This is a genomic window from Neisseria sicca, from assembly GCF_014054945.1.
Taxonomy (GTDB): Bacteria; Pseudomonadota; Gammaproteobacteria; order Burkholderiales; family Neisseriaceae; genus Neisseria; species Neisseria sicca.
The window spans coordinates 141,759-156,421 of the sequence record NZ_CP059566.1 but is presented as its reverse complement, the minus strand read 5'-3'; the positions used below and the strand labels follow the sequence as shown (position 1 = coordinate 156,421).

At 48.8% G+C, this 14,663-nt stretch carries 14 protein-coding genes; 4 read left to right on the top strand and 10 right to left on the bottom strand.

Annotated elements, in window-relative coordinates; all coding sequences use genetic code 11:
- Positions 1-73: 73 nt before the first annotated feature.
- The 7 genes from rplI to H3L95_RS00745 form a co-directional block, all read right to left on the bottom strand.
- Positions 74-526 carry a 50S ribosomal protein L9 gene (gene rplI / locus H3L95_RS00775; RefSeq protein ID WP_003743490.1) on the bottom strand — a complete coding sequence of 151 codons (453 nt, stop codon included), beginning with the start codon at positions 524-526 and terminating at the stop codon, positions 74-76.
- A gap of 16 nt (positions 527-542) precedes the next feature.
- Positions 543-773, bottom strand: a complete 231-nt coding sequence (rpsR, locus tag H3L95_RS00770) for a 30S ribosomal protein S18 (protein ID WP_003757380.1) — start codon at positions 771-773, stop codon at positions 543-545.
- A 6-nt stretch (positions 774-779) separates the two neighbouring features.
- Positions 780-1,076, bottom strand: a complete 297-nt coding sequence (priB, locus tag H3L95_RS00765; RefSeq protein ID WP_003757378.1) for a primosomal replication protein N — start codon at positions 1,074-1,076, stop codon at positions 780-782.
- Between the two features lie 2 nt (positions 1,077-1,078).
- Positions 1,079-1,450, bottom strand: coding sequence for a 30S ribosomal protein S6 (gene rpsF, locus H3L95_RS00760; RefSeq protein ID WP_003757376.1), 372 nt, complete (start codon positions 1,448-1,450; stop codon positions 1,079-1,081).
- Positions 1,451-1,582: 132 nt separating this feature from the next.
- Entirely contained in the window at positions 1,583-2,197 is a 615-nt protein-coding gene (locus tag H3L95_RS00755) for a 4'-phosphopantetheinyl transferase family protein (protein ID WP_003757375.1), read from the bottom strand.
- A gap of 100 nt (positions 2,198-2,297) precedes the next feature.
- Positions 2,298-2,771: a hypothetical protein gene (locus tag H3L95_RS00750; protein ID WP_003757373.1), complete on the bottom strand. Its 474-nt coding sequence runs from the start codon at positions 2,769-2,771 to the stop codon at positions 2,298-2,300.
- 160 nt (positions 2,772-2,931) lie between these two features.
- Positions 2,932-3,459 (bottom strand): hypothetical protein, encoded by a 528-nt coding sequence (locus H3L95_RS00745; protein ID WP_241429710.1) that lies wholly within the window; start codon positions 3,457-3,459, stop codon positions 2,932-2,934.
- Positions 3,460-3,830: 371 nt separating this feature from the next.
- Here H3L95_RS00745 and surE point away from each other — a divergent pair, with 371 nt between their 5' ends.
- The 3 genes from surE to H3L95_RS00730 all read left to right on the top strand — a co-directional run bounded on the left by surE (position 3,831) and on the right by H3L95_RS00730 (position 6,440).
- Positions 3,831-4,592, top strand: coding sequence for a 5'/3'-nucleotidase SurE (gene surE / locus H3L95_RS00740; RefSeq protein WP_003757367.1), 762 nt, complete (start codon positions 3,831-3,833; stop codon positions 4,590-4,592).
- A 369-nt stretch (positions 4,593-4,961) separates the two neighbouring features.
- A complete protein-coding gene (locus H3L95_RS00735) occupies positions 4,962-5,882 on the top strand; it encodes a peptidoglycan DD-metalloendopeptidase family protein (RefSeq protein WP_003757365.1) in 921 nt (306 codons plus the stop codon).
- A 219-nt stretch (positions 5,883-6,101) separates the two neighbouring features.
- Complete coding sequence (locus H3L95_RS00730; RefSeq protein ID WP_003757360.1) at positions 6,102-6,440, top strand: cupin domain-containing protein; 339 nt, start codon at positions 6,102-6,104, stop codon at positions 6,438-6,440.
- A 321-nt stretch (positions 6,441-6,761) separates the two neighbouring features.
- Here the strand turns inward: H3L95_RS00730 and pnp are convergent, their stop codons facing one another.
- Both pnp and ppsR read right to left on the bottom strand, forming a co-directional pair.
- A complete protein-coding gene (gene pnp / locus H3L95_RS00725; protein WP_003757358.1) occupies positions 6,762-8,882 on the bottom strand; it encodes a polyribonucleotide nucleotidyltransferase in 2,121 nt (706 codons plus the stop codon).
- 357 nt (positions 8,883-9,239) lie between these two features.
- A complete protein-coding gene (ppsR, locus tag H3L95_RS00720) occupies positions 9,240-10,061 on the bottom strand; it encodes a posphoenolpyruvate synthetase regulatory kinase/phosphorylase PpsR (protein WP_003757356.1) in 822 nt (273 codons plus the stop codon).
- 418 nt (positions 10,062-10,479) lie between these two features.
- Here ppsR and ppsA point away from each other — a divergent pair, with 418 nt between their 5' ends.
- Entirely contained in the window at positions 10,480-12,864 is a 2,385-nt protein-coding gene (ppsA, locus tag H3L95_RS00715; protein WP_003757353.1) for a phosphoenolpyruvate synthase, read from the top strand.
- A 421-nt stretch (positions 12,865-13,285) separates the two neighbouring features.
- Here the strand turns inward: ppsA and H3L95_RS00710 are convergent, their stop codons facing one another.
- Positions 13,286-14,551, bottom strand: coding sequence for a Glu/Leu/Phe/Val family dehydrogenase (locus H3L95_RS00710; protein ID WP_003757349.1), 1,266 nt, complete (start codon positions 14,549-14,551; stop codon positions 13,286-13,288).
- Positions 14,552-14,663 lie beyond the last annotated feature (112 nt).

The window sequence follows — 14,663 nt, the reverse complement described above, 5'->3', positions numbered from 1 at the left end:
GCAAAAAGGCCGTCTGAAAGACGGTAGGAATATACATTCCATTCCCTTTCAGACGACCTTTTAAGACTGTCTATTACTCGGCAGCCGCAACAACAGCAACGGTAATCGCAGCAACAGCGTCAGTGTGCAGAGCCACTTCAACTTCGTACTCACCTACGGCTTTCAGAGGACCGTTAGGCAGGCGGACGTTGGATTTTGCAGCTTCAACGCCTGAAGCAACAATCGCAGCAGCGATGTCGGCATTGGTAACAGAACCGAACAGACGACCGTCCACACCGGCTTTTTGAGCGATAGTGATGGTTTGACCGTCCAGTTTTTCTTGACGTGCTTTAGCATCGGCCAAGATTTCGGCTTGTTTGGCTTCCAATTCGGCACGGCGTGCTTCGAATTCTTTCATGTTGGCTTCAGTAGCGCGTTTGGCTTTGCCGGCAGGAATCAGGAAGTTGCGGGCGTAACCGTTTTTCACGGTAACGATGTCGCCCAGGTTGCCCAAACCGCCGATTTTCTCTAACAGAATAATTTGCATGATTTAAACTCCAAAATTATTTGTGTTGATCGGTGTAAGGCAACAGAGCCAGGAAGCGTGCGCGTTTGACTGCAGTAGCCAATTGGCGTTGGTAATGTGCTTTGGTGCCGGTGATGCGGGCAGGGATGATCTTGCCGTTTTCAGAAATGAAGTCTTTCAGCAAATCAACTTGTTTGTGATCGACTTCTTGGATTTTTTCAGCCGTAAAGCGGCAGAATTTTCTACGTTTGAATGATTGACGAGCCATTGTCGTTTAACCTTTATATTCTTTAATGTTCTGTATGCGGAGTATCGGCCTTGGGAAGCGTTTGCTTCGCTGTGCGAGAAAGCCTTCTGCTTCAACCATCGTATCTTGCCGATACTGCCATTCTTCAGCCTGCTTACCTAAAATACGCGCGGGAATTTCAAAACTGACCAGGCATTTTTGCCCATTTTCTTCCTGCCAAGATTCATGCTTTAACATAATATCCAAAACAGGGATTCCTGCCGGCGTGTATCTCAAGGATTCAACCTTGTAAATCAGGGCGGTAAGCTTTGTAAGATTATCCAATCTTATTCGGCTGCTGCAACTTCTTCAGCCGCACCGTTCAGCAAGTTTTTTGCTTTTTCGCCGCCCAGCATAGGAGAGGCTTCGGTTACAGCATGTTTTGTTTTGATGGTCAGATGGCGCAGTACGGCATCGTTAAAGCGGAAAGCGGTTTCCAGCTCTTCAACTACTTCAGGAGTAGTTTCGATGTTCATCAAAACATAGTGTGCTTTGTGGATTTTGTTAATCGGGTAAGCCAGTTGACGGCGGCCCCAGTCTTCCAAGCGGTGGATTTTGCCGCCGGCTTCGGCAATCATGGTTTTGTAACGTTCAACCATAGCAGGCACTTGCTCGCTTTGATCAGGATGAACGATAAACACGATCTCATAATGACGCATGTTATCTCCTTATGGATGATTAAATACAGCCTTTTGCCATGCGAAAGCAAAAGGCAAGGTTGAAAGCGTCGGATTATAACCGAAATTCGAGTCTGTCACAAGCAGACAATACTGTCTGAAAATATTCTGTTTTCAGACGACCTCTATCCTCATCAAATCATCCTTATTTATCCCGCCGTGACATTCCAGATAAACTTCAACATCATTCCCCTGCCAAACACAGGCAACAACAAATCCATCAGACAACATCGCTGTCATTCCATGCCAATCCGAACATCCGCACACCTGTATTTCCTTTTTTCCATCTGCTGTAAATCGATAGCCAACCTTGCGCATATCCTCGGGAAAATCCAAATCCGCCGCCTTCAACAGTGCTTCTTTAATGCACCATAGCCGATAAAATTCTTCCTTATCCCAATCTCTGGATGCCAAATATTCCTTTTCCCACTCAACACATACCCACTCAGCCAACGCCTGAAAATCACGAAAACGGATTTTCTCAACATCCACACCGGCGGACAGACTATTTGATGTACACAATACCGCAGCAATGCCGTGACTATGGCTGAGCGAAACGATTGGATATTTTGATTTTTGCTTAAGGGCGCGACTGACTTTCCAATCTATTCTTTCCGACAATTGCGGTGATTGGGCTATCCTCTGCCTATCATGTTGACTTAAAGAATCATCACAATAAGTTTCGGCAAGTAGCTCATCTCCGAGCAGGCAATACAAATGCTTCTTCATCGGATATCCAAAACAAAATTTTCTAAAACCAAAATGAGCCGGCAGCATATACCCCACCGGCTCATTTCAACACATTGTCGCAGACTGCCTGAAAAGGCGGTTACAACTCATAGTCCCGTTTCATCCGCTCCAACCCTTCTTCGTTGAACAGGCAAATACACAACGCCTGACAATCGTATTCGTTCCAACCGTTTTGCGCTTCAAAATCCGACAATGCCTGCGACAAGGCTTTGTCATCGCCTTTCGTGCTTCCAAACGCAGCTTGAAGTATTTCGGCAGAAACTGGTTCAGGCATACCGGAAACCAGCATGACACCACCATTCTCCACCGAATCCAGCGACACGGATAACGGCAGCGAAAAATAAATTTGCCCTGCCCAATCCTGCAAAACAAGCCGGTTTCCCTGAACGGCAAAAAATGCGTCCGTACCCTGCAAATACCACACATTTTCACATTCGCTATCAAACGCACAACCGGAAAATTCCCGATAAAATTCGTCAAAAAAATTGTCTTTGTCGTTATCAAACAGGATGAACGAATCGGGCGAAACGGATAATAGATAAGGATATTCCATAGATAAACGCTCCATATAGATTGGAATGTGCAGGATTCGTGGGGAACGTCAATCAGGAGTTGAACCTGCAGGCTGATTTGCCCCACGGCAAACATGCAGTTGAAATTGCCGTGGCAGTTAGACCAAATTACCGCCAAACCATAATTTGGTCGTTACACTTTTAATGCAAGCTTCCTTTTAAGACCACTCGGCTGTTCCAAGTAGCAACATGGCATTCATACTCATTGCCGCCAACGGTTTTTTTGTCAAAATAGCTGACTAAGCGGACGGATTTCGCTTTTCTTTGTACCGCAGTGCTTTGGAAGCGTTTCACTGTACTCAAGAAAGCACGCTGGCAGGACTCCTCCGGACTTTTACCGACCATGTTGGCAATTTGACGGGAGACCAAAGTGGTATTACCGGTGCTGCCATAAGAAACTTTGATATTAGGATTCAAAACAGATTTCGCTTCATCGGAATTCAGTGCAACACTTGCCTTACACATATAAACGTCATTTTTTCCTTTGCCATTCACTTTATGCCCTTCACCCACACTGCGGCATGCTCCTGAATCTTTCCCGGCATATTGTTCATGAGATGAAGCCGAGCCTGAATTTCCGACAGAAGATTCCGATTTTGATTGGTTACTAGCACATGCAGAAATGGCTAACACTGAAGACAAAGCGATTAGATAAGAAAAACGGCGCATTTCAATAACTCCCGAAAGTAGTTTGTAAATAAGGATTACGATTTGTTATTGTAATGCATTGCGGATTATCTGATAAGAAATAAATCATCTCTTCTTTTACAAAAATCCCCTCTCACCGCACAACTTCAAATATTGTTATAAAGCAAATTATAGTGGATTAAATTTAAACCAGTACGGCGTTGCCTCGCCTTGCCGTACTATCTGTACTGTCTGCGGCTTCGTCGCCTTGTCCTGATTTAAATTTAATCCACTATATATGAACTCTCTCTTTCAGACGACCTGCAATTCGCCACACACATAAAATCATCTGAAAAATAGACAAACTTTATCATCAACCGTTAGACTGCCCAGATTATGTCACGGATACAATTATGAATATCTTAATTTCCAACGACGACGGCTACCTAGCCCCCGGCATTGCTATTTTGGCACGCGTTGCAGCAGAATTTGCCAATGTCCGCGTAGTTGCACCCGAACGCGACCGCAGCGGCGTCAGCAATTCTTTAACACTTGACCGCCCGCTGCAAATAAAAGAAGCCTCAAACGGTTTTTACTATGTCAGCGGAACGCCAACCGACTGTATCCATGTCGGACAACACGCCCTGCCCGATTTCAAACCTGATTTGGTTTTATCCGGAATAAACAATGGCGCCAACATGGGGGACGACACCCTCTACTCAGGTACAGTCGCTGCAGCAACCGAAGCCTATTTGATGGGTATTCCCGCCATCGCTTTTTCATTGAATGATTCACGCGGCCGCTACTGGAAAACCGCTGAAAAATCCGTTTGGATGTTGCTAGAATATTTGTTAAAAAATCCTCCCAAAGAGCCCATCCTGTGGAATATCAACATCCCCGCAGTCATGCCTGAAGACATACAGGGCATTAAAATCACGCGATTGGGCAGAAGACACCACGAGCAAAGTATCGTCCCCATGCACAATCCGCGCGGAGAACCGATTTACTGGATAGGGCCGGTCGGCAACATTTCCGACCAAGAGAAAGGCACCGACTTTGGAGAGTGCGAAGCAGGATTCATCACCATCACCCCCCTGCAAATCGACCTGACAGCCTATAACCAACTCCAAAGCGTCAACGAGTTTTGGCAAGGCATAAAAACCTCAAACACATAACCTTTTCAGACGACCTGCTTCTGATATAGTGGATTAACTTTAAATCAGGACAAGGCGACGAAGCCGCAGACAGTACAGATAGTACGGAACCGATTCACTTGGTGCTTCAGCACCTTAGAGAATCGTTCTCTTTGAGCTAAGGCGAGGCAACGCCGTACCGGTTTAAAGTTAATCCACTATAAACAGTTATTTTGAAATGAAACCCTACATTAAGCCCATACCCGCTGTCCGTCAGATTTTCAAACAGGCAAACCAGTCAAAATCAGGCACTTTAACAGTTACTAACGGCTGCAATACTTGAGAACAGGGCGTATTTTTATTATGATATGTCCCAATAAAACAACAACCCGATATAAAGGTCATCCAATCATGTTGAAAAAAACCGCATTTTACGCAGGGTCGGCAGCCCTCGCCCTCATACTCAGCGCATGCGCCAGCCAACAACCTGCGCCCGTCGTCGTAGGAAATTCCGGCAGCAATTCCGGTTCTGCAAACACAGCCTCCAACAATCCATATGGTGCAGCGCCTTACGAAACCAATGCGGCCAACAACGACGCCCCTTATACCCCTCCCGCCTCTACTCCTCCTGCCAACAGCAGCTACCCTTCCGGCCCTACCGGCTCTTACACACCTTCTTACGCGCCGGTGGACATCAATGCTGCAACACACACCGTAGTGCGCGGCGATACCGTTTATAACATTTCCAAACGTTACCAAATTACCCAAGACAACCTCCGCGCATGGAACGGCTTGGCAGACAACACCATCAGCGTCGGACAAACCCTCCGCGTCAAACCGAACGGCTACAGCGCCCCAACCGCTACTGCGTCCGTTCCAACACCTCCTCCGACACACACCGCCTCTCCCAAACCTACTCCCGCACCGCTTAACACCCCGACCGTTTCCACAGGCGGTACCCGCACAGTCAGCGGCATCACATGGCAACGTCCGACCGTCGGCAACGTCATCAGCAACTTCGGCGGCAGCAACAAAGGTGTAGATATCGGCGGTACAGCCGGTCAACCCGTCGTTGCCGCTGCTGACGGCAAAGTCGTCTATGCCGGCTCAGGTTTGCGCGGTTACGGCAACCTGGTCATCATCCAACACAACTCATCTTATCTGAGCGCATACGGTCACAACCAACGCTTGCTGGTCAATGAAGGACAACAAGTCAAACGCGGTCAAACCATCGCAAACATGGGCAACACAGACGCCAGCCGCACGCAACTGCATTTTGAAGTGCGCCAAAACGGCAAACCGGTCAATCCTGCAAACTACGTTGCATTTTAAAATCAATGCCATACAAAACCGCCCCAATTGGGCGGTTTTTATTTTCAAAGACAAAAGCCAACCGCCCAATCCACAACAATATTGACTTATATTGAACTTCTCCCGCCGATACACCCGTACAATCAAACTTATTGCCGTCTCCAGTATTTTTCAGACGACCCTCAAGACATTTCCGTCTTTTGAAATCTTTCTCAAAGCTTTTCTTTTCAAGGAGTCATCATGCAACAATACACCCTAGATCCCAAAGCCTTGCTCGGCGGCGTTATCCATAGCGATATCGACCAAGAAATCGTTCAACTCTCCCTGCAAAAGGATAATGAAATCCCCGATTATCAAGCCGATGCCATTATTCTCCTGCTGGTACTCAACGGCAGCGCCAAAATCATCACCCAAACCGAAACCCTCTCCACGCAAGGACTTCAAGTCGTCCGCCTTGAACCCAACGAAACCCACAGCATACGCGCCCTAGAAGACCACACCAATATACTGGTCATCAAGCAACTTACTTACGCTTCCGGCCTGAATAAAAAACTGCGTTTCGGCAAATGTTGCCTATAAAGAAAGAGGTCGTCTGAAAGCCAAAAAATGGTTTTCAGACGGCCTTTTCAACATTCAATCTAATTGCTGTTCAAAAAGAACGATAAATCAAAGTTTCAACACAAGACAACTCAATTCTATAGTGGATTGAAATTGCAATGATACAGCGTTGCCAACGCCCTTATGTACTATCCGTACACGGCACCCGTTGCCACCTTGTCTCATTTTTATTTTAATCCGCTATACATTCTTACTCCCCTTACTCTATTCATCCGCATTCAGTAAAAAAGGTCGTCTGAAATCTTTCAGACGACCTTTTATCAATCAAAATCGGCCCAACGATTATTCAGGCGCTTTTTCTTCGCGCGCAGGAGCTTCGGTCAATGCTTTGATAGACAGACGCACGCGGCCGCGGTCGTCCACTTCCAATGCTTTCACATTCACAACCTGACCGACTTGCAGATAGTCGCTGACGTTGCGTACGCGCTCGTGGGCGATTTGGCTGATGTGTACCAAACCGTCTTTGCCCGGCATCACGCTGACGATGGCACCAACGTTGTTGTCGAGGATTTTAACCACAGTACCTTCGTACACTTTGCCCACTTCCACTTCGGCAGTGATTTCTTCGATGCGTTTTTTCGCAGCGTCGCCGGCTTCTTGAGTGGTTGCGGCAATAGTGATGGTACCGTCTTCCGCGATATTGATTTCAGTACCGGTTTCAGCGGTAATCGCACGGATGGTTTCACCGCCTTTGCCAATGACTTCACGGATTTTGTCTTGGTTGATTTTCATGGTAAACAGGCGCGGAGCGTGAGCAGACAGCTCTTGCGGACCTGCCACGGCAGCTTTCATCTGTTCCAAGATGTGCAGACGCGCATCTTTGGCTTGCGCCAAAGCAATCTGCATGATTTCTTTGGTAATGCCTTGGATTTTGATGTCCATTTGCAGCGCGGTTACGCCTTCGGTCGTACCGGCAACTTTAAAGTCCATATCGCCCAAGTGATCCTCATCACCCAAGATGTCGGTCAACACGGCGAATTTGTTGTTGTCCAAAATCAGACCCATTGCGATACCGGCAACGTGTGCTTTCAAAGGCACGCCGGCAGACAGCAAGCTCAAACAGCCACCGCAGACGGAAGCCATAGAAGACGAACCGTTGGACTCGGTAATTTCGGAAACAACGCGCATGGTGTAGCTGAATTCTTCAGGAGACGGCAATACGGCAACCAATGCACGTTTCGCCAAACGGCCATGTCCGATTTCACGGCGTTTCGGCGCACCGACTCGACCCACTTCGCCGGTAGAATACGGCGGGAAGTTGTAATGCAGCATAAAGCGGTCGGTGTATTCGCCGGAAAGCGCGTCAATAATTTGCTCGTCGCGAGAAGTACCCAAAGTCGCCACGGCAAGGGCTTGGGTTTCGCCACGGGTAAACAGGGCAGAACCATGTGTACGCGGCAATACGCCGGTTTGGATGTTCAAAGGACGTACAGTGCGGGTATCGCGACCATCAATACGCGGCTGACCTTCCAAAATTTGGGTGCGGACAACGTCGGCTTCCAAATGTTTGAAGATACCTTTGATTTCGTTGGCAGCCAAAGTATCGGTTTCTTCAGTAATCAGCGCATCTTTTACTGCGTTCCAAGCCTCGTCCAATTTAGCGGAACGCGCTTGTTTTTGACGGATTTTGAACGCTTCTTTAATGGCTTCGCCTGCGATTTCGCGCACTTTGGCAACCAATTCTTCATTGGTTTCAGGCGCTTTCCAATCCCATACTTCAGGGTTTACTTCGTCGGCGAACTCGTTAATGGCATTAATCGCCACCTGCATTTGGTCGTGACCGTAAACCACGGCACCCAGCATCACATCTTCCGGCAGGATTTTAGCTTCGGATTCCACCATCAAAACGGCTTTGGATGTACCCGCAACCACCAAATCCAGCTTGGATTTAGCCAATTCGGCTTTGGTCGGGTTCAATACGTACACGCCGTTTACATAACCTACACGCGCGGCACCAATCGGACCGGCAAACGGTACGCCGCTCAACACCAGCGCAGCGGACGCGCCGAGCATGGCAGGAATGTCGGAATCGATTTCAGGATCAACGGAAACCACCATCGCAACGATTTGGATGTCGTGGTAGAAACCTTCTGGGAACAGCGGGCGGATAGGACGGTCGATCAGACGGCTGGTTAGGATTTCTTTTTCGCTTTGTTTGCCTTCGCGCTTAAAGAAACCGCCGGGGATTTTACCTGCGGCGTAAGTACGTTCAAGGTAATCAACAGTCAGAGGGAAGAAGTCTTGACCTTCTTTGACTTCTTTATTGGTGGTAACAGCAACCAAAACAACTGTGTCGCCCATCGATACTTTAACAGCTGCGGCGGCTTGGCGCGCAATTTCGCCGGTTTCCAAAGTAACGGTGTGATTGCCATATTGGAAGGTTTTAACGTGTTTATCGAACATTTCGTTCCTTTCAGAATGCCGCACGCTAAAACACTAATAATGCACACTAAAAGTGAGAATGTGCATAGTTAGGGTTTCAGGTGTGCGGCGGTTGGTAAAAACTATAGTGGATTAACTTTAAATCAGGACAAGGCGACGAAGCCGTAGACAGTACGGATAGTACGGCAAGGCGAGGCAACGCCGTACTGGTTTAAAGTTAATCCACTATATATTTTCAGACGACCTCAAACGGCCAATCCAAACGCGCATTATAATAGCAAATGTAAGTAAATCCAAGCATTCATGACAGCAAAAGGTCGTCTGAAACGCGCTTCCGTGTTTCAGACGACCTTTTATTAATAGTCAATATGTTACGCCTCAAAAACGCCGTTTCAATTTGCAGGCTTGAAGAATATGGACGGCAAGTTCTTCCACCGATTTATCGGTCGTATTGGTGAACGGAATACCGTGACGTTTAAACATATTTTGCGCATCGGCAATCTCACTGCGGCAGGTATCGATTTTGGCATAAGTCGAATTCGGACGGCGCTCTTGACGGATGGCCTGCAGGCGTTCGGGTTGAATGGTCAGGCCGAACAGTTTGTCTTTGTAAGGTTTGACCATGCGCGGCAGGTCGGTGGATTCCAAATCGTCGGGAATCAGCGGGTAATTGGCGGCGCGGATACCGTATTGCAAGGCAAGGTAAAGACAAGTCGGCGTTTTGCCCGAACGCGATACGCCCATCAAAATCACATCGGCTTCTTTCAGGTTTTTATCGCTGACGCCGTCGTCGTGGTTGAGCGAGAAATTGACCGCCTCCATACGCGCATCGTAGCGTTGCGTATTGCCGATACTGTGGTGCCCCTGCTCGGCGGCAACCGCCTCGGTGTTGAGTTCTTTTTCCAAAAGCCCAAGGAAGGTTTCGAAAAAATTGATATGGAAAGCACCCGCTTTTTTGATGATTTCACGGATTTCGTCATTGACGACACTGACGAAGGCAATCGGACGCAAACCGTTTTCCTGAGCATTGCGGTTGACTATTTCGACGACGGTACGCGCTTTTTCAGGCGTATCGATGAAGGGATAGGTGTGGCGTTTGAATTCGATTCTGCCAAACTGATTCAGCAGTGCCTCACCGATATTTTCAGCAGTCAGGCCAGTACGGTCGGAAATATAAAACACATGGCGCGGGGCGGTCATTCAGTCATCCTTTGAAATTTAAGACAGTTGCAGACGGTTATCATAGCAGCTGAAACCTTCTAAATAAAGGGAATACGCTTAAATTACACCCAACTACAACGCAATTAAACCCACCTTTAAACGCATTTTTATTTTAATAATCGAATTATCTTAAAATTTTATACCCATCCAAAACCTTTCCAAACTCTACCAATCAGTCATTAATCTATTTCAAACCTTATGTTTTACAAAGAAATAGACAACGGGAATACTGGTTTTCCCATCAGATTTCATTTGACTACACGCCTGAAGCCCGCAATTTTTCAGACGACCCGCAAATAAATCGAGACAGAAAAAGCATGACAGCGGTCGTTTGAATCGCTTAAAATAACAAAGCGTATTCGTTTCTTTTTTAACATATCTTGGATTGGACACACAAATGGCTGACAACTACGTAATTTGGTTTGAAAACCTGCGTATGACTGATGTTGAAAGCGTGGGCGGCAAAAACGCCTCCCTAGGTGAAATGATCAGTCAGCTGACTGAAAAAGGCGTCCGCGTCCCCGGCGGCTTTGCCACTACTGCCGAAGCCTACCGCGCATTTTTGGCGCACAACGGACTGAGCGAGCGTATTTCCGCCGCACTGGCACAACTGGATGTGGAAGATGTCGCCGAACTGGCGCGCGTCGGTAAAGAAATCCGCCAATGGATTTTGGATACGCCCTTCCCCGAACAACTGGATGCCGAAATCGAAACGGCATGGAACAAAATGGTTGCAGACGCAGGCGGCGCGGACATTTCCGTTGCCGTCCGTTCTTCTGCGACCGCCGAAGACCTGCCCGACGCATCGTTTGCAGGTCAACAGGAAACCTTCCTGAATATCAACGGCTTGGAAAACGTCAAAGAAGCCATGCGCCATGTATTCGCCTCTTTGTACAACGACCGTGCCATCTCCTACCGCGTTCATAAAGGCTTCGAACACGACATCGTCGCCCTCTCGGCAGGCGTGCAACGCATGGTGCGTTCTGACAGCGGCGCGTCCGGCGTCATGTTCACCCTCGACACCGAATCCGGCTTCGACCAAGTCGTTTTCGTGACTTCATCTTACGGTCTGGGCGAAAACGTTGTACAAGGTGCGGTCAACCCTGACGAATTCTATGTATTCAAACCCACGCTGAAAGCGGGCAAACCTGCCATCCTGCGCAAAACCATGGGTTCGAAACAAATCAAAATGATCTTTACCGACAAAGCAGAAGCCGGCAAATCCGTGATGAACGTCGATGTTCCTGAAGAAGACCGCAACCGCTTCTCCATTACCGACGAAGAAATCACCGAGTTGGCACACTACGCGCTGACGATTGAAAAACACTACGGCCGCCCGATGGATATCGAGTGGGGCCGTGACGGCTTGGACGGCAAACTCTACATCCTGCAAGCCCGTCCCGAAACCGTAAAATCCCAAGAAGAAAGCAGCCGCAACCTGCGCCGCTTCGACATCAACGGCGACAAAAACGTCTTGTGCGAAGGCCGCGCCATCGGTCAAAAAGTCGGTCAAGGCAAAGTCCGCTTGGTGAAAGACGCCTCCGAAATGGATTCCGTTGAAGCAGGCGACGTACTCGTTACCGACATGACCGACCCGGATTGGGAGCCGGTAATGAAACGCGCTTCCGCCATCGTCACCAACCGCGGCGGCCGTACCTGCCACGCCGCCATCATCGCGCGCGAACTGGGTATTCCTGCCGTAGTCGGCTGCGGCAATGCGACCGAATTGCTGAGCAACGGTCAAGAAGTCACCGTATCCTGTGCCGAAGGCGATACAGGCTTCATCTATTCCGGCCTGCTGGACGTACAAATCACCGACGTTGCCTTGGACAATATGCCCAAAGCGCCGGTTAAAGTCATGATGAACGTCGGCAACCCCGAACTCGCATTCAGCTTCGCCAACCTGCCGAGCGAAGGCATCGGCTTGGCACGCATGGAATTCATCATCAACCGCCAAATCGGCATCCACCCGAAAGCCTTGTTGGAATTTGACAAACAAGACGATGAATTGAAAGCGGAAATTACCCGCCGCATCGCCGGCTACGCCTCCCCTGTCGACTTCTACGTCGATAAAATCGCCGAAGGCGTGGCGACATTGGCCGCATCGGTTTATCCGCGTAAAACCATCGTCCGTATGTCCGACTTCAAATCCAACGAATACGCCAACTTGGTCGGCGGCAGCATTTACGAACCGCACGAAGAAAACCCGATGCTGGGCTTCCGCGGCGCAGCGCGTTATGTCGCCGAAAGCTTCAAAGACTGCTTCGCCCTCGAATGTAAAGCCCTCAAACGCGTCCGTGACGAAATGGGGCTGACCAACGTCGAAATCATGATTCCGTTCGTCCGCACTTTGGGCGAAGCCGAAGCCGTCGTCAAAGCCTTGAAAGAAAACGGTTTGGAACGCGGCAAAAACGGCCTGCGCCTGATCATGATGTGCGAACTGCCGAGCAACGCGGTATTGGCAGAACAATTCCTGCAATACTTCGACGGCTTCTCCATCGGCTCCAACGACATGACCCAACTGACCCTCGGCCTCGACCGCGACAGCGGCTTGGTGTCCGAATCGTTTGACGAACGCAACCCTGCCGTCAAAGTGATGCTGCACTTGGCAATCTCTGCCTGCCGCAAGCAAAACAAATACGTCGGTATCTGCGGTCAAGGTCCGTCAGACCATCCGGACTTCGCCAAATGGCTGGTTCAAGAAGGCATCGAAAGCGTTTCCCTGAATCCGGATACCGTCATCGAAACTTGGCTGTATTTGGCTAACGAGTTGAATAAATAAGCTTTTTATCAACATTGAACAATCCCCCGATTGGAAACATTCGGGGGATTTTATGTAATAGGTGCTACATCAAACATACCTTACCGCATCGATCACATTACTCATCAAACCATACAGGGTCGTCTGAAACACACGATTTCAGTTTTTCAGACGACCCTACATAGATATAGTGGACTAAATTTAAATCAGGACGAGGCGACGAAGCCGCAGACAGTACAGATAGTACGGAACCGATTCACTTGGTGCTTCAGCACCTTAGAGAATCGTTCTCTTTGAGCTAAGGCGAGGCAACGCCGTACTGGTTTAAAGTTAATCCACTATAAAACCTTTATCGTTGTTTAATGTCTCGACCCAAAAAGCCAAAAGGTCGTCTGAAAATTTTTCAGACGACCTTTTCTCAAGCTAACGCTTCAAAATTTGATCAGTACCAACCGCGCAGCTTCATCGCTTTTTCAACACGGCGGATACTCATCATGTAAGACGCGGTACGCAGGTCCACGTCATACTCTTGCGCCAGATTCCAAATATCGCGGAACGCGCGGCGCAGGACGACGGTTTCTTTTTCCTGAACTTCGTCAAATTCCCAATAATAGCCTTGCAGGTTTTGCACCCATTCAAAATAGGAAACGACCACGCCGCCGCAGTTCGCCAGAATATCGGGGACGACCAATACACCGTTTTGACGCAGGATAGCATCCGCTTCGGGCGTAGTCGGACCGTTTGCGCCTTCGACCACGATTTTGGCGCGGACTTTGCCGGCGTTTTCGGAAGTCAGTTGGTTTTCCAGCGCGCAAGGGGCGAGTACGTCCACATCCAATGCCAAGAGTTCGGCGTTGCTGATTTCTTTGCCGTAACCCGCTTCGTTGGTAATGAAGCCTTTTTCTTGGAACTCTTTGAAGAGGGCTTCCATATCCAAGCCGTTTTCGTTGTAGATGGCGACGTCAACGGTGGAAACAGCAACGACTTTCGCGCCGGATTGATGCGCGTAATAGCCTGTGTGGTAGCCCACATTGCCGAAGCCTTGAATGGCGTAGGTCGCGCCTTTAACGTCTTTGCCAAGTTTTTCCAAAGCTTGGACGGCGGCAAAGTTCACGCCGTAACCCGTCGCTTCGGTACGCGCCAAAGAGCCGCCGAATTCGACCGGTTTGCCGGTGAACACGCCCGGCGCAGATTTTTTAACAACGTTTTCGTAGGCATCAACCATCCACGACATGATTTTGCCGTTGGTGTTCACATCGGGGGCGGGAATATCGATTTTCTCGCCAATCAGCGGGGAAATGGCTTCGGAATAAGCGCGTGAAATGCGTTCCAACTCTGCTTCGGAATAATCGCGCGGATCCAAAGTAATGCCGCCTTTGCCGCCGCCGTAAGGAATGCCCGCAACGCAGCATTTGATGGTCATCCAAATCGACAGGGCTTTGACTTCGTCCAGATTCACATTGGGATGGAAACGCACGCCGCCTTTGTAGGGGCCGACGGCGTTGTTGTGTTGCGAACGGTAGCCGGTGAAGGTTTTGACCGTACCGTTGTCGAGTTTGACGGGGAAGGTAACTTCCAAAACGCGTTGCGGGCTTTTCAGGATTTCATACACCGCAGGGTCGGCATTGAGTCGGTCGCAGGCAGTTTTGACCTGTTTTCGGGCGATTTCGAAAGGGTTAAGGGTTTCTTTTGCGGCGGATTGGGACATTTCTCTTCCTTCTTATGTCTGGTTGAAATTTAAGGGCTTCACAGTTGTAACTATAACCAATTTCCAAATGAAATGTAATAGCATGTAGTCAGTATTTTCAAAATTGATTAAT

Excerpts from the sequence above, each read along its gene's own strand:
- rplI (WP_003743490.1), bottom strand. The coding sequence starts at position 526 with ATGCAAATTATTCTGTTAGAGAAAATCGGCGGTTTGGGCAACCTGGGC.
- rpsR (WP_003757380.1), bottom strand. The coding sequence starts at position 773 with ATGGCTCGTCAATCATTCAAACGTAGAAAATTCTGCCGCTTTACGGCT.
- rpsF (WP_003757376.1), bottom strand. The coding sequence starts at position 1,450 with ATGCGTCATTATGAGATCGTGTTTATCGTTCATCCTGATCAAAGCGAG.
- H3L95_RS00755 (WP_003757375.1), bottom strand. The coding sequence starts at position 2,197 with ATGAAGAAGCATTTGTATTGCCTGCTCGGAGATGAGCTACTTGCCGAA.
- H3L95_RS00750 (WP_003757373.1), bottom strand. The coding sequence starts at position 2,771 with ATGGAATATCCTTATCTATTATCCGTTTCGCCCGATTCGTTCATCCTG.
- H3L95_RS00745 (WP_241429710.1), bottom strand. The coding sequence starts at position 3,459 with ATGCGCCGTTTTTCTTATCTAATCGCTTTGTCTTCAGTGTTAGCCATT.
- surE (WP_003757367.1), top strand. The coding sequence starts at position 3,831 with ATGAATATCTTAATTTCCAACGACGACGGCTACCTAGCCCCCGGCATT.
- H3L95_RS00735 (WP_003757365.1), top strand. The coding sequence starts at position 4,962 with ATGTTGAAAAAAACCGCATTTTACGCAGGGTCGGCAGCCCTCGCCCTC.
- H3L95_RS00730 (WP_003757360.1), top strand. The coding sequence starts at position 6,102 with ATGCAACAATACACCCTAGATCCCAAAGCCTTGCTCGGCGGCGTTATC.
- pnp (WP_003757358.1), bottom strand. The coding sequence starts at position 8,882 with ATGTTCGATAAACACGTTAAAACCTTCCAATATGGCAATCACACCGTT.
- ppsR (WP_003757356.1), bottom strand. The coding sequence starts at position 10,061 with ATGACCGCCCCGCGCCATGTGTTTTATATTTCCGACCGTACTGGCCTG.
- ppsA (WP_003757353.1), top strand. The coding sequence starts at position 10,480 with ATGGCTGACAACTACGTAATTTGGTTTGAAAACCTGCGTATGACTGAT.
- H3L95_RS00710 (WP_003757349.1), bottom strand. The coding sequence starts at position 14,551 with ATGTCCCAATCCGCCGCAAAAGAAACCCTTAACCCTTTCGAAATCGCC.